The organism is Peptoniphilus grossensis (assembly GCF_001940285.1).
GTDB classification, from domain to species: Bacteria; Bacillota; Clostridia; order Tissierellales; family Peptoniphilaceae; genus Peptoniphilus_A; species Peptoniphilus_A faecalis.
Window position 1 is genome coordinate 937,165 of the sequence record NZ_MJIH01000001.1, and the last position, 20,495, is coordinate 957,659.

14 protein-coding genes, 1 tRNA gene, 3 rRNA genes, 1 other RNA gene and 1 pseudogene are annotated in these 20,495 nt (G+C 35.2%); 3 read left to right on the top strand and 17 right to left on the bottom strand.

The window, feature by feature from the left end:
• Positions 1–118 precede the first annotated feature (118 nt).
• Both BIV18_RS10635 and BIV18_RS04560 read right to left on the bottom strand, forming a co-directional pair.
• Positions 119–289, bottom strand: coding sequence for a hypothetical protein (locus BIV18_RS10635; RefSeq protein ID WP_178385769.1), 171 nt, complete (start codon positions 287–289; stop codon positions 119–121).
• A 136-nt stretch (positions 290–425) separates the two neighbouring features.
• Positions 426–1,229: a thioredoxin domain-containing protein gene (locus BIV18_RS04560; RefSeq protein ID WP_075659498.1), complete on the bottom strand. Its 804-nt coding sequence runs from the start codon at positions 1,227–1,229 to the stop codon at positions 426–428.
• A gap of 235 nt (positions 1,230–1,464) precedes the next feature.
• Between BIV18_RS04560 and nrdD the strand changes: the two genes are divergently transcribed.
• Together nrdD and nrdG are read left to right on the top strand one after the other, a co-directional pair.
• Entirely contained in the window at positions 1,465–3,588 is a 2,124-nt protein-coding gene (nrdD, locus tag BIV18_RS04565) for an anaerobic ribonucleoside-triphosphate reductase (protein ID WP_075659499.1), read from the top strand.
• Positions 3,588–4,084: pseudogene (nrdG, locus tag BIV18_RS04570) on the top strand (anaerobic ribonucleoside-triphosphate reductase activating protein). The gene nrdD and the pseudogene nrdG overlap by 1 nt, the downstream one beginning before the upstream one ends.
• A 58-nt stretch (positions 4,085–4,142) precedes the next feature.
• Here nrdG and BIV18_RS04575 read toward each other — a convergent pair.
• The 13 genes from BIV18_RS04575 to BIV18_RS04635 form a co-directional block, all read right to left on the bottom strand.
• Positions 4,143–4,778 (bottom strand): hypothetical protein, encoded by a 636-nt coding sequence (locus BIV18_RS04575; RefSeq protein ID WP_075659500.1) that lies wholly within the window; start codon positions 4,776–4,778, stop codon positions 4,143–4,145.
• 205 nt (positions 4,779–4,983) lie between these two features.
• Positions 4,984–5,100: ribosomal RNA gene (rrf, locus tag BIV18_RS04580) — 5S ribosomal RNA — on the bottom strand.
• Between the two features lie 27 nt (positions 5,101–5,127).
• Positions 5,128–7,977: ribosomal RNA gene (locus tag BIV18_RS04585) — 23S ribosomal RNA — on the bottom strand.
• Positions 7,978–8,095: 118 nt separating this feature from the next.
• A tRNA-Ala gene (locus BIV18_RS04590) sits at positions 8,096–8,171 on the bottom strand.
• Between the two features lie 39 nt (positions 8,172–8,210).
• A 16S ribosomal RNA gene (locus BIV18_RS04595) occupies positions 8,211–9,735 on the bottom strand.
• Together the 16S, 23S and 5S rRNA genes with 1 tRNA gene alongside form the textbook arrangement of a ribosomal RNA operon.
• Before the next feature lie 397 nt (positions 9,736–10,132).
• Entirely contained in the window at positions 10,133–10,960 is an 828-nt protein-coding gene (locus BIV18_RS04600) for a putative ABC transporter permease (RefSeq protein ID WP_075659501.1), read from the bottom strand.
• 8 nt (positions 10,961–10,968) lie between these two features.
• Positions 10,969–11,538: a LuxR C-terminal-related transcriptional regulator gene (locus BIV18_RS04605; RefSeq protein WP_075659502.1), complete on the bottom strand. Its 570-nt coding sequence runs from the start codon at positions 11,536–11,538 to the stop codon at positions 10,969–10,971.
• On the bottom strand, positions 11,531–12,544 hold the full coding sequence (locus BIV18_RS04610) for a LacI family DNA-binding transcriptional regulator (RefSeq protein WP_075659503.1): 1,014 nt from the start codon (positions 12,542–12,544) through the stop codon (positions 11,531–11,533). Before BIV18_RS04610 ends, BIV18_RS04605 begins: the two co-directional genes overlap by 8 nt.
• 10 nt (positions 12,545–12,554) lie before the next feature.
• The gene (locus BIV18_RS04615; protein WP_075659504.1) at positions 12,555–13,448 is read right to left on the bottom strand and encodes a diacylglycerol/lipid kinase family protein; all 894 of its coding nucleotides are present in this window, start codon (positions 13,446–13,448) and stop codon (positions 12,555–12,557) included.
• A gap of 102 nt (positions 13,449–13,550) precedes the next feature.
• Complete coding sequence (locus BIV18_RS04620; protein ID WP_075659505.1) at positions 13,551–14,045, bottom strand: hypothetical protein; 495 nt, start codon at positions 14,043–14,045, stop codon at positions 13,551–13,553.
• A 15-nt stretch (positions 14,046–14,060) separates the two neighbouring features.
• On the bottom strand, positions 14,061–14,621 hold the full coding sequence (locus BIV18_RS04625) for a YtxH domain-containing protein (RefSeq protein ID WP_075659506.1): 561 nt from the start codon (positions 14,619–14,621) through the stop codon (positions 14,061–14,063).
• A 97-nt stretch (positions 14,622–14,718) separates the two neighbouring features.
• Positions 14,719–14,902, bottom strand: a non-coding RNA gene (gene ssrS / locus BIV18_RS04630) — 6S RNA.
• Positions 14,903–14,936: 34 nt separating this feature from the next.
• Positions 14,937–15,821 carry an RluA family pseudouridine synthase gene (locus tag BIV18_RS04635; protein ID WP_075659507.1) on the bottom strand — a complete coding sequence of 295 codons (885 nt, stop codon included), beginning with the start codon at positions 15,819–15,821 and terminating at the stop codon, positions 14,937–14,939.
• A gap of 75 nt (positions 15,822–15,896) precedes the next feature.
• On the opposite strand from BIV18_RS04635, the gene BIV18_RS04640 reads away from it, so the two are divergent.
• Positions 15,897–16,697 (top strand): NAD(+)/NADH kinase, encoded by an 801-nt coding sequence (locus BIV18_RS04640; protein ID WP_075659508.1) that lies wholly within the window; start codon positions 15,897–15,899, stop codon positions 16,695–16,697.
• An 80-nt stretch (positions 16,698–16,777) separates the two neighbouring features.
• Here the strand turns inward: BIV18_RS04640 and BIV18_RS04645 are convergent, their stop codons facing one another.
• Both BIV18_RS04645 and BIV18_RS04650 read right to left on the bottom strand, forming a co-directional pair.
• Positions 16,778–18,373, bottom strand: a complete 1,596-nt coding sequence (locus BIV18_RS04645) for a CTP synthase (RefSeq protein WP_075659509.1) — start codon at positions 18,371–18,373, stop codon at positions 16,778–16,780.
• Positions 18,374–18,381: 8 nt separating this feature from the next.
• Entirely contained in the window at positions 18,382–20,454 is a 2,073-nt protein-coding gene (locus BIV18_RS04650) for a glutamine synthetase III domain-containing protein (protein ID WP_075659510.1), read from the bottom strand.
• Positions 20,455–20,495: the final 41 nt, after the last annotated feature.

Genomic DNA, 20,495 nt, shown 5'->3' on the forward strand with positions numbered 1-20,495 from the left:
TCTATCACTAGCTTATTATTTTATATTATATTAATAACGAGTACCATCTACTTAAATGTAAAACTTAATTCTAGGTTATATGCCCTTGATACATTTAGTATCCTGTAATAGTTGTGCATCATATATCTCTAGCTGATCTAGATTTTTCCTTTGCTTTTCTCCAAAAATTTCTAATATCTTTTTTTGTAAAACCATCTTTAAGCATTAGATTAAATATTTCCTTATGAGAAAGTAATTTTTCATCCTTTAAAACAAGTGAATTATCTACTATGAATTTTTCACATAACAATTATTAATTTTTTAATCTAATCACCTTAAAAATTTTATATAAAACCATTGTACTAAAAGAATAATTAAGAAAATCAACTGTTGATCTAATAATATTTATTATTAGATTAAATATTCAAATAAACCATTCTCTAAAATCACTTTATTTTTAAAATTTCAAAATTATTTATATTTTCTAACTTAATCTTTCCACTGCTAATGAGAGCCTCTAATTTATTTTCGCCAAAAATAATTTTAATTTCATTTTTTAAAACTAAATCATAGGATTTTATATAATCTAAAATTTTTTCTTCTTCACTTAAATTCCCTTGAATCTCTTCAAGCTCCAGATTTTCTAAAATGAACTCTTCAACTCTATCGAATTTCATAATATTTTGTAGAACTCTATGATTTTCTGTAATCAAAAATCCCGGCAGTTTCTTTATTCTGTAATCAAAGGCTTCCATTCTATTTTCTAAAAAGATTTCATGACTATTTTCATAATTAAAGACAAATTCATCAAAATCAACTTCAAATTCTTTTAAAATTTCTCTTTGCACATCTAATTCATATATGTTTTTCCCAAATATTATTGCCTCTTCTAAAATTTTTCTCATATAGTCCTTTGAAGATTTCTCGTCTAACTCTTTAAAGGCTAAAAAATATTTATCTAAAGGATAACTTGATTTATATTCCTCAGTAAAAAGCTTAGGCACTCTTGCAAAGCCCGGCATATTTGTTACCGTCGCCGTAGCCCTATACATATCGTATAAAATTTTGTTTCCAAGTTCCACAGAATTTTTTTCTCTAAAATTTTGTGGCAAAAACTCTTCATAATTTCCTATTAATCCGCCCATTACAAATTTATAACTAAAATTTTTATATTTTCTTTCAAATTTTCGCAAAATTGGAATAAATCCCCACAAAAAGGGGTCCAGTACATCTGTAAATATTTTTAACATAGAACCTCCTATAAATATTAATTTCATTATATCATTAACTACAAACATCTTAAAATCAAGATCTTCTAAAACTATAATCTTCGTATACATACTGTATATAGTAGATTTTGATTTACAAATCACACAATATGTTGTATAATTTATGTATTCGCAAAAGAAAATTCTTTTGCTTTTAAATTTTATTTAAAATAATTTTATGGAAAATATTACATATTTAAAAGAAAGGATGAGTAAAATGCCACAAGTTATTAAGAGAAATGGCAAAAAGGTTGATTTTGATAGAAATAAAATCATAATCGCCATAGAAAAAGCCATGCACTCAAGTTCTGGCGTATATGTAGAAAATCAAGCGCTAGAAATTGCAAAGGAAATTGAAGCCCTTGCAAACCAAAAGGAACTTCCTCTTTCAATCTACGACATAGAAAGTGAAGTTTATTACCGTTTAATTCAAAATGACAATCCTGCCACTGCAAGATCCTATGAATCTTACAAATCTGTTCAACAATATAAACGCGAACAAAATACTACTGATGAAGATATCCTCGGTCTATTAAACGAGACCAACGAAGATTTAATGGATGAAAATTCAAATAAAAATGCAATTATTGCATCTACTCAAAGAGATTTAATTGCCGGAGAAGTATCAAAGGACATTGCAAAGAGAAAAATGATCCCTGCCGATTTAGTTGAAGCACATGAATCTGGTGCTATTCACATTCACGACATGGATTATTTTATCCAACCTATTTTTAACTGCTGTCTAGTAAATATGAAGGACATGCTTGACAATGGAACTGTTGTCAATGGCAAGATGATCGAAACTCCAAAATCCTTCCAAGTTGCCTGCAATGTTATGACACAAATTATTGCACAAATTGCATCAAACCAATATGGCGGACAAAGTATTAATATCTCTTGTCTCGGCAAATACCTAAGAAGATCCTATGAAAAGAATTTAAATTTAGCACTTGATACTTTAGGCGACATTGAACTTGCCGAAAAAATGGCAAATAGAATGACTAAAAAGGATCTTGAAAGTGGCATTCAAACTATTCAATATCAAATAAATACTCTCATGACTTCAAATGGTCAAGCACCTTTCGTAACACTTTTCATGTGGCTTGAAGACAATGATCCCTATGTTGACGAAGTTGCCAAGATAATCGAAGAAATTTTAAAGCAAAGAATTCAAGGCATAAAAAACGATGCAGGAGTATATGTAACTCCAGCTTTTCCAAAATTAATTTATGTTCTCGACGAAAATAATATTAACAAGGACTCAAAATATTATTATTTGACTTCCCTCGCCATTAGATGTACTGCAAAGAGAATGTACCCTGACTACATCTCTGCAAAGAAAATGCGTGCAAATTACGAAGGCAATGTATTTTCTCCAATGGGCTGCCGAGCTTTCCTTCCTCCATACAAGGATGAAAAGGGCAATTACAAATTTGAAGGCCGATTTAACATGGGCGCTTGCTCTATAAACTTACCTCAAATTGGAATTTTAGCAGGTGGCGACGAAGAAAAATTCTTTGAAATTTTGGAAAAAAGACTAGACCTTGTCAAAAGAGTTGGACTACTTCGCTATGAGCATTTAAAAAAAGTTACTAGCGATTCATCCCCAATTCATTGGCAACATGGTGCCATTGCAAGACTGGGAAAACACGAGTCCATTGCACCACTTTTATTAAATGGCTATTCCACAGTTTCCCTCGGCTACATTGGAATTTATGAAGCAACTATTTTAACTAAAGGTGTAAGTCATACAGACAAAAAGGGCTATGCCTTTGCTATGAGAATAATGGATGCACTTAACGCCGCTGTAAAAAAATGGACAGAAGAATATGGAATTAAATTTACACTTTACGCAACTCCTGCAGAATCACTTACACAAAGATTTGCAAATATCGATAAAGAAAGATTTGGAATAATAGAAAATGTAACTGATAAAGGTTATTATATCAATTCCTTCCACGTTGATGTTCGTGAAAAAATTTCTGCTTTTGAAAAATTCGCCTTTGAAGCAAAGTTCCAAGATAAATCCACTGGTGGATGTATCTCTTATGTAGAAATTCCAAACATGGGACACAATTTAGAAGCACTTGAAACTATCGTAAGATTTATCTACGACAACATTCAATATGCAGAATTTAACACAAAATCTGACTACTGCTCTGAATGTGGCTTTGATGGCGAAATAAAACTAAACGAACATGGCGATTGGGAATGTCCACAATGTCATAACACAGATAGATCCACACTAAGCGTCGTAAGACGTACTTGTGGTTACCTTGGTGAAAATTTCTGGAACGAAGGACGCACAAAGGAAATTAACGCAAGGGTGCTACACATCTAATGAATTATGCACAAATAAGAAAGTATGATGTTGCAAATGGACCTGGGATTAGGAGCACAATTTTCGTCACAGGTTGCACTCACAATTGTTACAACTGTTTTAACAAAGAATATCAAGATTTTAATTACGGAAAAATCTGGACTGATAAAGAAACAAGAGAAGTAATTGAATATTTGAAACTAGATGAAGTAAAGGGGCTTACCCTACTTGGAGGTGAGCCCTTTCAAAATGAAGTAGATCTCTTAAAAGTAGTTAAAGACATAAAAAAGAAGTCCAAAAGGGAATTTGGATCTTCTCTGGATATACTTACGAAGAAATATTAAAGAACGAAAACAAAACAAATCTACTAAAAGAATGTGATGTCTTAGTCGATGGTAAATTTGTTGAAAACTTAAAAGACTTGAGTCTTAGATTTCGTGGCTCCTCAAACCAAAGGATTATCGACATAAAAAAATCCTTAGCTTCAAATAAAATAATTTTATTTGACTTAAAGTAATTTACACAATTTTAAATTTTTATAAAAACCTCAGTGAATTTACTGAGGCCTTTTTTTTCTATTTAGTTTCCGGTGGAATTGGCTCTTCTAAATATTCATTATCAAAAAAATCTGTACCATCATTTGCATTGTTTTGGAAAGTTCCAAAGATAGAAACATAGTCCACATCATCAATAGTATAATAAATCTCCACTATAAGATACTCCATAAAATATTTTTCATATTGCGTGCTATACCTTTTAGTTTCATAAAAATAAGTACCATCATCAAGCCTATCAAGTTCTCCCTCTATAATGCGCTTTTTATTTTTGTCCTTATAACTAGAAGCATGAGCATTAATTCTAATTTTTGGAGTTTCAGGATAATAAATCTTCCCATCTTTTTCAAAAGTAAAATAAATTTTACTATCCTTATTTAAATGAATAGAAGTAATATCCCCCTCTATCCTTCCATCAATCTTATCTTTTACTCTCATAATCTTATTTTCAGGCATATTTTCATATTCTGATTTTTTAAAAGTCCTTACAATGGGTTTTCTATCATCATTGGAAACCTGAATACTTATCTTAACACCATTAATGGAATTATTTCTCATAAAATTTGGCGTTGGAGAAAAATAGACATGTATAGAAACAAATAAAATCACTATAATAATAAAAATAATAGAAAAAATTTTTATTATTCTATTTAACATATAATCACCTTGTAAATAAATACCCTAAAAATATTAAAATTACCAATAAAAAAATCTTCCAACTAAGGAAGATCTTTCTATCTTTAATATGTAATGAGATAACTCATTGTGGAATAATTAAAGCAAAATATTTTACTAATTTTAAAAGGAGTATTTAAAATAAAAAGTCTATTGATAAAGAAGATCTTGCATCAATAGACTTTTTAACTGGCGATAACTTACTCTCCCAGGTCGTTGCCAACCAAGTACCATCAGCGGACTAATGCTTAACTTCTGTGTTCGGCATGGTTACAGGTGTGTCCATTGTCCTATTCTCACCAGATTCCTTAAAACTAATCGCCTTTCCTTTTTGGTCAAGTCTTCGACCTATTAGTACTCGCTAGCTTAATGTATTGCTACACTTACACCTTGAGCCTATCTACCTCGTTTTCTTCAAGGGGTCTTATCTTTCGAGGGAAATCTCATCTCGAGGGGGGCTTCGTGCTTAGATGCCTTCAGCTCTTATCCCTTCCAAACTTAGCTTCCCAGCTATGCACTTGGCAGTACAACTGGTTCACCAGCGGTTTGTCCATCCCGGTCCTCTCGTACTAAGGACAGCTCCTCTCAAATTTCCTACGCCCACGACGGATAGGGACCGAACTGTCTCGCGACGTTCTGAACCCAGCTCGCGTGCCTCTTTAATGGGCGAACAGCCCAACCCTTGGGACCTACTTCAGCCCCAGGATGAGACGAGCCGACATCGAGGTGCCAAACCTCCCCGTCGATGTGGACTCTTGGGGGAGATAAGCCTGTTATCCCCGGGGTAGCTTTTATCCGTTGAGCGATGGCCCTTCCACTCGGTACCACCGGATCACTAAGTCCTGCTTTCGCATCTGCTCGACTTGTTGGTCTCGCAGTTAAGCTCCCTTCTGCCTTTATACTCTTCGCACGATTTCCATCCGTGCTGAGGGAACCTTTGAACGCCTCCGTTACTCTTTCGGAGGCGACCGCCCCAGTCAAACTGTCCAACTGAGAGTGTCCCTTCCCCAGATTCATGGGGTTAGGTTAGAATTCTAGCATTAAAAGAGTGGTATCCCAACGGCGGCTCCTAAGATACTGGCGTACCTTATTCTTTGCCTCCCACCTATTCTGTACATTTAATCCCAAAATTCAATCTCAGCCTACAGTAAAGCTCCACGGGGTCTTTCCGTCCTGTCGTGGGTAAGCGGCATCTTTACCGCTACTACAATTTCACCGGATCCTTTGTTGAGACAGTGCCCAAATCGTTACACCTTTCGTGCGGGTCGGAACTTACCCGACAAGGAATTTCGCTACCTTAGGACCGTTATAGTTACGGCCGCCGTTTACTGGGGCTTCAGTTCTAAGCTTCGCTTGCGCTTACTCTTTCCCTTAACCTTCCAGCACCGGGCAGGTGTCAGCTCCTATACTTCGTTTTTCAACTTAGCAGAAACTTGTGTTTTTGGTAAACAGTCGCTTGGGCCTTTTCACTGCGACCCCCTTTTACAGGGGTTCCCCTTCTCCCGAAGTTACGGGGTCATTTTGCCGAGTTCCTTAACAAAGGTTTTTCCGCTCGTCTTAGGATTCTCTCCTCACCTACCTGTGTCGGTTTGCGGTACGGGCGATACTTCTCTTGTAGTGGCTTTTCTTGGCAGTGTGGAGTCTTAAGCTTCTCTACTTGTTTTCGATCCGCATCACGCTTCATCTTTTTCGAAAAGCGGTTTTGCCTACTTTTCAGACTTTGCGCTTGCACGCCTCACCAACTGGGCGCTCTTATTATCCTCCTGCGTCCCCACTTCCTTTTTAACGATTGTATCGGTACAGGATTTTCCACCTGTTGTCCATCGACTACGCTTTTCAGCCTCGCCTTAGGTCCCGACTTACCCTGAGTGGACGAGCCTTGCTCAGGAATCCTTAGGTTTTCGACGGGTGAGATTCTCACTCACCTCTCGCTACTCATGCCAGCATTCTCTCTTGTATGTTGTCCACAATGGCTTTCGCCTTTTGCTTCTTCCTTCATACATTGCTCCTCTACCAACGTTTGACGTTCCATAGCTTCGGTATATAGTTTAGCCCCGGTTATCTTCGGCGCAGAGTCACTTGACTAGTGAGCTATTACGCACTCTTTAAATGAGTGGCTGCTTCTAAGCCAACATCCTAGTTGTCTCAGTAACTCCACATCCTTTCCCACTTAACTATTATTTTGGGACCTTAGCTGATGGTCTGGGCTCTTTCCCTTTCGACTATGAAGCTCATCCCACATAGTCTGACTCCCTAGTTTGTGATATGGTATTCGGAGTTTGATAGGTCTTGGTAACATATGCATGCCCCTTGACCATTCAGTGCTCTACCCCTTTTCACTTATCTAGAGGCTAGCCCTAAAGCTATTTCGAGGAGAACCAGCTATCTCCGTGTTCGTTTGGCTTTTCACCCCTATCCACAGGTCATCCGATAGCTTTTAAACGCTACCCGGTTCGAGCCTCCATTGAATTTTACTTCAACTTCACTCTGCCCATGGATAGATCACACGGTTTCGGGTCTACGACTACTAACTTTTGCCCTCTTTAGACTCGCTTTCGCTTCGGCTCCACATCTGTAATGTTTAACCTTGCTAATAATCGTAACTCGCTGGCCCGTTCTACAAAAAGTACGCGATCGTAGTTCTTGTCTACTTTCGCTGCTTGTAAACACTAGGTTTCAGATTCTTTTTCACTCCCCTCTCGGGTTCTTTTCACCTTTCCCTCACGGTACTTGTTCGCTATCGGTCACCAAGTAGTATTTAGCCTTAGGGGGTGGTCCCCCCATATTCCCACGGAATTCCTCGTGTTCTGTGGTACTCTTTTGTGCTAGATATCTTCGCTTTCGTCTACGGGACTTTTACCCTCTTTGGTTCTTCTTCCCAGATGATTCGACTGGCTATTTTTTCTTTCTGCACTTTGGGCTCTTCCCTGTTCGCTCGCCGCTACTTTGGGAATCGAGTTTTCTTTCTTTTCCTCAGGTTACTTAGATGTTTCAGTTCACCTGGTTCGCTTCCTATACTTATTTATTGGGTATGGGATACCTCTTACGAGGTGGGTTTCCCCATTCGGATATCTACGGTTCTTCGGATATTTGCTCCTACCCGTAGCTTTTCGCAGCTTGTCACGTCCTTCTTCGCCTCTTGGTGCCTAGGCATTCTCCTAGTGCTCTTCTTAACTTGACCTTTGTTTTAAACATTTCTGTTTTTCCAGTTCATTGTTTTTTTTGAAATTTTGATTAGTTTTAAGTTGTTATGCTTCTCTTCTCTTTGCGAGAAGTTTTAACTAACTTTTTTGTTAGTCTGGTGGAGATAAGGAGATTCGAACTCCTGACCTCCTGCTTGCAAGGCAGGCGCTCTCCCAACTGAGCTATACCCCCATATATAATTAAAATAGTGTGAAGATTTTCTTTCCTTAGAAAGGAGGTGATCCAGCCGCACCTTCCGATACGGCTACCTTGTTACGACTTCACCCCAGTCACTTATCCTACCTTCGACTGCTGCTCCCTTGCGGTTTGCTCACAGGCTTCGGGTATTACAAGCTCCCATGGTGTGACGGGCGGTGTGTACAAGACCCGGGAACGCATTCACCGCAGCATTCTGATCTGCGATTACTAGCAACTCCATCTTCATGTACTCGAGTTGCAGAGTACAATCCGAACTGAGAGAGGCTTTTTGAGGTTTGCTTAATATCTCTATTTCGCTTCCCTTTGTACCTCCCATTGTAGCACGTGTGTAGCCCAGGACATATAGGGCATGATGATTTGACGTCATCCCCACCTTCCTCCGATTTGTCATCGGCAGTCTCTTTAGAGTCCCCATCCTAAATGCTGGCAACTAAAGATAAGGGTTGCGCTCGTTGCGGGACTTAACCCAACATCTCACGACACGAGCTGACGACAACCATGCACCACCTGTATTGAGGCTTCCGAAAAAGACGGTATATCTCTATACTTGTCCTCAGTATGTCAAGCCCTGGTAAGGTTCTTCGCGTTGCTTCGAATTAAACCACATGCTCCGCTGCTTGTGCGGGTCCCCGTCAATTCCTTTGAGTTTCATGCTTGCGCACGTACTCCCCAGGCGGAGTGCTTATTGTGTTAACTGCGGCACCGACTTCTGCCGACACCTAGCACTCATCGTTTACAGCGTGGACTACCAGGGTATCTAATCCTGTTTGCTACCCACGCTTTCGTTCCTCAGCGTCAGAATGAGCCCAGTAAGTCGCCTTCGCCACCGGTATTCTTTTTAATATCTACGCATTTCACCGCTACACTAAAAATTCCACTTACCTCTACTCTTCTCAAGATATGCAGTTTCAAATGCTTACAGTAGTTAAGCTACTGCCTTTTACACCTGACTTGCATTTCCGCCTGCGAACCCTTTACGCCCAGTGATTCCGGACAACGCTAGCCCCCTACGTATTACCGCGGCTGCTGGCACGTAGTTAGCCGGGGCTTTTTCTTATGGTACCGTCATTATCTTCCCATATAAAAGAACTTTACGACTCGAAAGCCTTCTTCGTTCACGCGGCGTCGCTGCATCAGAGTTCCCTCCATTGTGCAATATTCCCCACTGCTGCCTCCCGTAGGAGTTTGGACCGTTTCTCAGTTCCAATGTGGCCGTTCACCCTCTCAGGCCGGCTACCCATCGTCGCCTTGGTAAGCCTTTACCTTACCAACTAGCTAATGGGACGCGAGTCCATCTTAGACCACCGGAGTTTTGATCATTGTTGCATGTGCTTCTATGATTTTATTTGGTATTAATCCCAGTTTCCCGAGGCTATCCCAATGTCTAAGGTAAGTTACTCACGTGTTACTCACCCGTCCGCCGCTAATCCATTTTTGCTTCTTCCCGAAGAAAGTTGCTAAAATTTCATCGCTCGACTTGCATGTGTTAAGCGCGCCGCCAGCGTTCGTCCTGAGCCAGGATCAAACTCTCAATTAAAATTTGTATGACTCATTTGTTTTTTCAACTAAACGAATTTCTGGTTTGCTTTGTGATTCTTTTACGAATCTTGATTCTTTATGAATCTTTTATCTTCACACTATTTAATTATCATGTTTCTTGCTACTCTTTTGAAGTAGCTTATTTATTGTACTCTTGTAAGGTTTTTTTGTCAAGTATTTTTTTACATTTTTTCAAATTCTTTTTTACTCAACTTTTACAAAAGTTTTTGTTGCCTCAAGTGACAACTTTTATAGTTTATCATTTTCAAACTATCTTGTCAACCGTTTTATACTTTTTATTAAAAAAATAACAGTTATTTTTTTCGACAACTGTTATATAATACTATTTTAATTTTTACTTGTCAATATTTTTTCTAAATTTTTATGTCGTTTTTTTAATTTTCCCTTTTATTAGTATTGCTGTATTGATCCTTTATTCTTTGTTTTAACTCTTCATAATTTCTTTGTGTATCCTCTAGTCTTTTAGTTAAATTTGGATAGGCTCTTAATAGTCTTCTTTCTCCTAATACTTTTTTCTTTTCTCTTAGTTCTTTTATTCTACTTTCAATTTCTACTATTTCTGCTTTATTTTTTAAGGCTTCTTGTTTATTTTCGATCTCTACAGTTTTGTCGTAAACTTTTATTCCTATCATGTCTGATATTTTCCTTATATCTTTGCTAATCTTATCTATGGTTTTCATCTTTTGGTTTAATCCTATAATAGTATTAACTGTAGCTATTAAATCTATTGTCATTATTATCGCTAATCCTATATCCAAATATTTTAATGCGACAAAAGGTGTTAAATCCACTAAATTTCTTACAACTGGATGAACTGCTTCGTATAATAAAAAACAAAACATCCCCCAAATCACCGAAAATTCAAGACAAATATAACCTCCTATATTTAGTTTTCTGTCTGAATAATCCCACCATCTTTCGTGAAATATTTTCTCTAGCAAAAATCCTGACAAAAACTCTATTAATGTAGCAATTAACATTGAACCCAAGAAAAGCACAAATTTATTTTTCTCTGCTATGTCTGTTAAAAAATATATTACTGATATAGCGCCAAAGCCGTAAATTGGGCAATAGGGTCCTGATAAAAATCCTCTATTTATAAATTTTCCAACTGTTACTGCGTGATAACTAACTTCTACAACCCAACCTACAAAGGCATAGATAAAGTAATACATTAGGTACAATAAAAAATATTTTTCCATTTCTCCTCTTATCTATTTAAAAATAATATTTTCTTTTTCCATGCTCTATTACTTTTATTAAATTTCACTATATTTTTTAAAATTTCTCTTCTTCCACTGACTTTTAATTTTTTGTATAGTCCTGTGAGATTGTTTTTTATAGTTTTATCGCTAATATAAATTTTCTTGGAAATATCCTTATTGGTTTTGCCCTTTAAGATTTCTTCTAATAAGTATTTTTCACGTTTTGTAAGAGATTCTATGTTTTTAATTTTTTTATTTCTATATTTTTTAAATTCATCAAGGCTCTTTTCTATATAGTTATATCCCTTTAAAGTTTTTTCTACTGCTTCAAGTATTTCTTTTTCACTTGTCCTTATACTTATTAAAGAGTAGTCAATGTTAATTGGAAGGTCTTTTTCATTTACTATTCTGATTTTTAATTCTCTTCTTTTGGCTAAGTTTTCATCTTCAAAAAATAAAAGGTCAAAAACTTCGTCTATTCCCTCATAATAATCAAGGACTTCATAATCCTTTAAAATGTTTTGAAGTCCTCTTTTTACAATTTCACAATTTGATTCAATAGCGATTTTAGTCATTTAAATTTTTTACACTTTCTCTTTCAAGAATTTCAAATGGAAGCACTACATTTTCTGAAAAGTCGCTATCTTCTTTTGCTATTTTCTTTAAAATTTTTCTAATTGAAACTGCGCCAATGTCATAATAAGGTATTTTTACAGTTGTTAGTTTTGGTCTATAGATATCTGAAATATAAGATCCTCCAAAGCCTGTTACTGAAATATCTTTTGGTGTCTTATAATTATTGTCTAAAAGCAAATTAATTAGGTGAATTGCAATTGTGTCATAGGATGTGAAAAAAGCTGTAACCCCTTCTTTTTTAACTGCTTCAATAATTTGTGCTTCTTCCTTTTCAACATCGCTTGCTTTGCGACCTTCTACAAATAGATTGATTTTCTTTAAGCCATGTTCTTCTATAGCTCTATTGTAACCTTCAACTTTTTTCTTTTCAAAGGTTCTATCGTAATCCTTCCTAATTCCTAGAGATGCAATGTTTTTATGACCCTTTTCAATTAACAAGTTGACCATGTCATAGCTAGCTTTTTCGTAATCTATTGTTGCCGAGAATTTTTCTACGTCGTAGAAATTGCTAATGATGACATAAGGGATTTTGCTTTCTTCCAATTTGTATTCAAGTTTTGGGTTGTGAAGGTTTGAAATTACAATTATCCCTTCTACTTGCTTTTGTGCCAATAGGTTTGCAAATTTCATTTCAGATTCAGCATCGCCATAGGAACTTGATAAAAGTATGTCATATTTATACATTCTTCCAACTTCTTCCACTCCTCTTAAAATCTGCGAAATAAAGTTAGAGCCAATGTCTTCTACAATTACGCCTATTAAGTTAGATTTTTTTGTGACTAAACTTCTAGCCACTTCGTTTGGCTTGTAATCCAAAACATCAATGGCGTGCAAAACTCTTCTTCGGGCCTCTGGGCTAACGGGTTTTGAGTCATTAATTACCCTCGATACTGTAGAAATGGAAACATCTGCCATTTTTGCTACATCTTTAATTGTAGATGCCATATTTTCCTCCTTATGGTACTATTATTTTTAATCTATTTTCCAACACCTTGAAATTCATTGGCAGTGTTGAAGTTTTTTCTCCATCAACGTCTATTGTTACATCGTCAGTTGATTCTATTCTTATATTCTTTGTCTTTAGGTAAATTATTTTATTATTATCTAAGTGCTTTCCTCCTACTAAGGATGCAAAAAGTTCAGGCACATCAGAAATTTTTATCTTCTTAAAAATTAAAACATCTAAATATCCATCAGAAACATCAGCAAAGGGCGCCATTTTTTTAAATCCACCAACTGAAGTTGAGTTAGTTATTAAAAATAAAAGTGCATCCACATTTCCTGACATTTCTTCACTTTCAACTCTCAAATTCATTGACTTTTGATATTTGAAAATTCTCTTTTCCAAAAGCTCTCTGGCGCCTTCAAGATAATATGCCATATTGCCAAGACTTGCTTTTTTTTCAGCTGTAACAGTGTAGGCGATTTCAGTTAACATACCTCCTGCTGCTACATTAATAAAGGCTCTATCACCAGCAAGCCCCAGATCAATAGTTTTTACATTGTAGTTTTTTATCATTTGATAAAATTTAAAAGGTGAAGTTGGAAGTCCTTGTGCGTTGGCAAAGTCATTTACAGTTCCACTTTGAAGAATTGCAAGAGGGGTATCTCTCTTTGAAAGATATATTCCATTTACAACTTCATTTACAGTCCCATCGCCACCGCTACATATTACAAAATCTTCTCCTGTGTAATTTGCAGCAAAGTTCTTGCCATCACCCTCTTCATGAGTAAATAATAATTCAATTTCATATTTATCATGGCTCATTAACTCAACTAATTCTAAAATTTTGCCAAGAGCTGCACCTCTCCCTGAATTGGGATTTGCAATTATCTTAACTCTTTTCATTTTTCTCCTTTTATGTAAGAATCATTATATCAAAATAAGATGGATAGTGATTCTTATACTTTGAAAATAAAAGAAGACGAAGCAATAACTCCGTCCCCTAGATCATTTTAAAAAGACTTCTTTAAGTGTCTTTGCAACTTCTTTTATAATATAAAAATAGTCGATGGCGTTATTTGAACTAAGTGAAATAGTTTTTGCCGTATCAGAAATAACATCCGAAACATTCATAACAGTATTTGATACTTTTAAAGATGTATCATCGACCTTTCTTGTAATTCCATTGACAGTATCTGAAACTGATCCAACTGTAGCTACAACTTTTTCGATTTCTGGCTTCACGTCATTTACGAGCTTTGTGGCATCAGTTGAAATTGAATTTACATTTGTAGAAATATCCTTTGCATTGTCCATTATTGAAGGAAGTGTTTTTATAGTATGATCGATTTCACCTTGGTTTCTTTCAACAATTTCATTGATATTTTTTAGAATTTTAAAAACATTTATTAGCACTAAAAATAGTGCAACAAGTGCAGCTATCCCAGCTACATATAATAAGAAACTAAGTAGGCCACCTATTGTAAATGCTTGTTCTAACATTTTATGCCTCCCATCTTATTTTCTATTAACTTCTCTTTCTGCCTTGTTTTTTGTTTCCTCAACAGTTTCTTTTACATTTTCAGAAGATTTTTTAACCTCTCTCTTTATGTCTTCTGCACCTTCTTTTAAGTCTTCTTTAACATCATCAGCGGTACCTTTAACTTCTTCAGTTGTGTTTTTTACATCTTTTTTAATATCTTCAGCTCCAGCTTTAACAACTTCACCAATTGCCTTTGCTTTTGCTTTTGCTACTTCAACATCTTCGTCAAATTCATATTTTTTAAGGACAGCTCTATCTCTTAAATCATTGTAAGTTTTTTTAGCTTGTTCGCCAGCTTGATATGCCTTAAATTCAATTGTATCTCTTGCATCATTAGCTGCATTTATAGCTTGATTAGCTGCTTCCTTGGATTTGTTCACAATATCTTCACGAGTCTTTTTGCCCTCTTGTGGTGCAAATAAAATTCCACCAATTGCTCCAAGTGCAATACCTGTACTTATTTTAGAAATATCCTTTAATCTTCTTCTTCTAGCTGCTTCGTTGCGCTTTTCTTCTAAATAATCAAATAATCCCATAATAACTCTCCTCATTTATTGATTTACTAATTTTTTACCCCTTTTATTTAAAAGTCAATCAAAATGTGTTCAAAAACAATAAATTTATAAATAAATAGTAAAAACCGCAATGCCGTTACCTAATTAATTCACCCCGCCCATTTTCATGGTGGGTCAAAAACTTGATAGTGTCTTCTGACTTCCGCTCAAAGACGGCTTGTCATATCTCACTGATACACAGTTTCCCGTGTTCTATTTGTCGGTTGAATTAAAAAGGATTATTTCGCACATCGCAGAATTTACCTAATTAAATTATAACTCAATGAAATTGTTTTTTCAATAAAGAGCAGGAAAAAAATGAAAATCTCCGGGAACCTTTGCAAATATTTCTATTTCTTTATTATTCCTTGGAAGTTTAAGCTTTAAAGAGTAGGAATGAAGTGCTTGCCTATTTATAAGTTCTGATCTTTTGCCATAAAGACTATCTCCAAGAATTGGATGACCAATATAACTTAAATGCACTCTTATCTGATGTGTTCTTCCCGTGTGAAGTGTTAACATTACAAGGCTCATGTTTTTATACTCCCTAAGAACTTTATAGGAAGTAAGGGACTTTTTGCCAATTACATAATTTATTTCTCGCTTAATATTGTCTTCACTTTTGGCAATAGGGGCGTCAATTATTCCCTCTTTTTCCTTGAAAGTACCCTCGCAAATAGCCAAGTATTTTTTCTCAACGCTTTCTTTAAATTCCCTTGAGATTTTATCTTGTGAAAAGGAATTTTTTGAGACCACAACTATACCCGATGTATCTCTATCCAATCTATTTATAAATCTAACTTTTCTATTTATATTATTTTCTTTAAAATATCCGCATAGATAATTAAGAAGTGTACCCTCACTGTCGTCCTTGGCAGTGTGTGTTACCATAAAGGGTTCCTTGTTTATTAAAATCAAATCCTCATCTTCATATAAAATATCTAAATTTTTATTTTCAATTTTTCCATTTGGAACTTCATCTTCAAATCTAAGGGAAACTATATCATTTAATTTTATTCTTTTATTTGTTTTAACACTTTTACCATTTAGGTAAATACTTCCACTATTAACAGATTTTCTAATCAAGCGAGAGGATACTCCACACTCCTTTAGGTATTCATTTATCTTAACTTCTTTAGTTGCTCTAAAGTTTAAAAAATCCTTTTGATTTAATCTATACATTTTACACCTCTAGTCAAGGGAACTTTATTCGTTTATAATATAAATAATAAAGAAAAAAATCAAGGGGGTTTAACCTTGTCAAAAATTATAAATATACTTACAAATGCAAATTTTGAATCTAAAAAAACTGCTACGAATTTGCACAAGGTTTTAACAAAATATGGCTACGAACCATTTAATGGTTTCAAAAAAAACGCCTTGCTTTCTATTTGCATTGGCGGCGATGGTTCTTTTATAAAAGCAATTCATAAAAATGATTTTCCCGAGATGCCCTTTGTCGGGATAAATACAGGGCATCTTGGATTTTATCAAGAAATAAAACCAGATGAAATCGAAAAGTTTGTAAAAGACTATAAAAATGGCCATTACAGTATAGATGACATAAAATTAATTCGTTCAGACATTTACACAAAAAATAAAGTTTACAAATTTTATTCAATTAATGAAGTCGTATTAAAGGCAACTCACTCAAAGACTATTCATATGAATGTTTTTATCGATAGAAATCATGTGGAAAAGTTTTCTGGAGATGGCGTACTAGTTTCCACTCCATCGGGCTCTACTGCCTATAACTTTTCTAGCGGAGGGGCTATAGTATATCCAAGTTTGCACGTTCTTCAAATGACACCTATATCTCCAGTTAATTCTTCTGCCTACCGTTCTCTTGGCTCTTCTGTAATCGTGCCAGGTTCTCACACAATTTCTCTAGTTGTTGAAAAGAGATACAAGGACTCAAACTTGCTTTTAGTTGACGGATCAGAATATTTCTTCAACAATTTACACAGAGTAAATATTAGGTTGTCAAATAAGACAATAAAAAAACTCGTCTTCTCAAATAATTCCTATTGGGATAATTTAAAGGACAAGTTTCTATAAAGTTCCAAGAAAAATCTTGGACTTTTTTTATTTAAATTTTGCAAAAATCTCACCCACATATTATATGGATGAGATTTTTATTAGTTTTTATTTTTTATAGCTGCTTTTACAAAGCCATTAAATAGTGGATGAACCTTTGTTGGCCTTGATTTAAATTCCGGATGAAATTGACAAGCTACAAAGAAGTCATTGTCTTTAAGTTCTATGATTTCTACAAGATCTTTGTCTTCATTTATACCAGAGAAAACAACGCCAGCCGATCTAACTTTTCCTCTAAAGTCGTTGTTAAATTCATATCTATGTCTATGTCTTTCTTTTATTTTTTCTTCTCCATAAAGTTCATAAACTAAGGTGTTTTTTTCTATTGTGCAGTCGTAATTTCCAAGTCTCAATGTTCCACCAATATTTTTTACATCTTTTTGATTTTCCAAAAGGTCGATTATGGGATAATTAGTTTCTGGATTTATTTCCGTTGAGTTTGCATCCTTAAGTCCTAATTTATTTCTCGCAATATCTATTAATGCAATTTGCATTCCATAACAAATGCCAAAGTAGGGTATGTTTTTTTCACGAGCGTACTTGCTTGCCATGATCATACCTTCAGTTCCACGAGAACCAAATCCTCCTGGCACGATTATTCCGTCAAGTCCTTCTAATATACTTACATCTTTTTCAATTTCTTCGGAGTTAATCCACTTTATATTTACTTTATATCCATTTTCACAACCTGCATCAGTTAGTGCTTGTGTAACAGATAAATATGCATCGTGAAGGCTTACATACTTCCCTACAAGACCAATTTTAACCTCACCCTTGACGTCTTTAAATCTTTTAACCATTTCCCTCCACTTGCCCTTTGAAGTTGGTCTGTCTTCAAGTTCAAGTTCTTTTAAAATATAATCATCTAAATGTTGTTCATGGAAAACTAGTGGAACTTCGTAAATTAAATCTACATTAGTTGATTGGATAACTGCTTCCACTGGAACATCACAAAATAGAGAAATTTTCTCTCTAAGATCCTTTGTAACAATGCCATTTGATCTTACGATTATTACATCTGTTTTTATTCCATTACTCATAAGTTCCTTGAAAGAATGTTGAGTTGGTTTAGTCTTAAGTTCGTCTGAACCAGGAATGTTGGGAACAAGAACTGTATGCACAAATAATACATCGGACTTATTGTTTTCTGAGTGAATTTGTCTTATTGCTTCTAAAAATGGAAGGGATTCAATATCACCAACTGTTCCTCCAATTTCTGTAATTACAACATCGGCTTTTGATTCCTTTGCCGCTTTGTATACTGCATTTTTAATTTCATTTGTTATGTGTGGAATTACTTGAACAGTTGCTCCGTCATAATCTCCACGTCTTTCCTTTTCTATAACTGTGGAATAAACTTTCCCAGTTGTAATTGACGCACCCTTAGTTAATTCTTCGTCGATAAATCTTTCATAATGTCCAAGGTCTAAATCAGTTTCAGCACCATCCTTAGTTACAAAAACTTCTCCGTGCTGGTATGGACTCATAGTCCCTGGATCCACATTTAGATAGGGATCAAACTTTTGCATAAATACCGAAAGTCCTCTGTCCTTTAAAAGTCTTCCAATACTTGCAGCAGAAATCCCCTTGCCAATTCCTGAAACAACCCCACCTGTAACAAATATAAATTTAGTCATAATTCCTCCTAGCTTAATGAATTAAAAATATCTTCATAGGATGGCAGCGTAATATTTTTTCTCGAAATCAATTTTTCCATTTTATCTGCAACTTCCCTCGTGGCAAGAAGCTTTGTTGCAATATTTCTTTCAACATACTCCGCCTTTTCGTAGATGTCATCTATTTTCTTCGAATGTGAGAGCAAAATTTCTATTTCCCTTTCACATTTAATTAACTTTGTAATCATGCTATCTATTTTAGCATACTTGTCAGAAAGCATTTCATTATCCTTAAAACTTAAAACTTCTGACAAATCTCTCAACTCGGCAATCCCCATTGGTACAATGTCCTTTTCAATCATGGACACCATAGTCTTTGCCTCTAAAGTGTGGTAAATCACAACTTCTTCTAAGTTTACTTCATAACTTGCCTTTATTTCTTTTTCTGTGTAAACTTCTCTTTTTAAAAAAATATCTGTAAAGTCAAAATCCTTTAGGGAAACTAATGCTTCAAAATAAGTCTTGTGATTGGCAAGACCTCTTCTCTTCGCTTCTTCTCTCCACTCATCAGAATAATTGTCTCCATCACAAATAACTCTGTCGTGTTTCTCCATAATTTCCTTTATGGTTTTAAGGACAACTTCTCTTAATTTATTGTAATCATCTTTATAAGGTTCAAGTTTTTCATAAATTTTTGATAAAGAGTCTGCAATGGCACAATTTAATGCAATATTTAAATCAGAGCCAGTCTTTGATGATCCAAGCATTCTAAATTCAAATTTATTTCCAGTAAAGGCAACAGCTGCAGTTCTATTTCTGTCGCTAGAATCCTTTGGGACGCTTAAAAGATTATAGCCACTAAAAATATTTTTATTTTCTTTTTTGTATTCAATTTCTTCCTTTATATCTCTAAAAAGTTCTTCTAAATCACTTCCTAAAAACAGTGAAACTATGGCAGGTGGCGCTTCATCTGCGCCAAGTCTAAAATCGTTAGAAGTTGAGGATGCACTTACTCTTAAAAGATTTTGATATTTGTCAATTGCTTCTATAAGTGCTGCTACAAATAATAGGAAAATATTGTTATTATAGGGATCTTCACCTGGATCAAATACATTTAATCCATAATTTGTAACAATGGAATAATTGTTGTGTTTTCCAGAGCCATTTACAGTTGCAAAGGGTTTTTCGTGGAATAGGCAAACTAAATTATTTTCTAAAGCCGTTTCCTTTAAAATGTTCATAAGAAGTTGATTGTCGTCAATTGCAACATTTACATTTTCAAATAAAATTGCCATTTCAAATTGATTTGGTGCAACTTCATTGTGTTCTGCTTGAGAATAAATTCCAAGCTCGTAAAGTTTTTCGTCCACCTCTTTATAAAATTTTTCAACTCTAGCGGGAATTTGGCCAAAATAATGATCGGACAATTCTTGTCCCTTTGGGGAAGGAGCTCCAACAATAGTCCTGCCAATATTTTTGAGGTCGCTTCTCTTTTTATAAATTTCCTTATCCACCAAGAAAAACTCTTGTTCAAGACCAACTTTTACTCTCATTCTGTAGGCGTACTCATCTTTGTGAAATAAATTTACAATTTTTACGCCTTCATTGCTTAAAATTTTTGTAGAGTCAATGAGAGGCCCTCTCTTGTCTAATTTTTCGCCCTTATATGACATAAAAATAGTTGGAATATAAAGTACATTTCCAATTATAAAAGAATTTGCAGTAAGATCCCAATAAGTATAGCCCCTTGCCTCAAAGGTAGACCTCATGCCTCCACTTGGAAAAGAAGATGCATCAGGCTCTCCCTTTACAAGTTCCTTACCAGAAAATCTGTTTATTGGTTCTCCATCAGATGTCCTTGAAATGAAGGCCTCGTGTTTTTTTGCAGTATGCCCACTTAATGGCAAGAACCAGTGGGCAAAGTGAGTTGCTCCATTTGCAAGTGCCCAGTCCTTCATCGCATGTGCAATGGCATCTGCCGTTTCTCTGTCCAAGTCCTTTTCATTTCTAAGTGCATCCTTCCACTTTAAATAAATTGGGTATGGAAGTGAGTCCTTCATCTTTTTTTTGTTAAAACTTTTTATACCGAATTTTTCAATCATAATTTCCCCCATAAAAGTTCTGAAAATAAAAAAATGGCAAT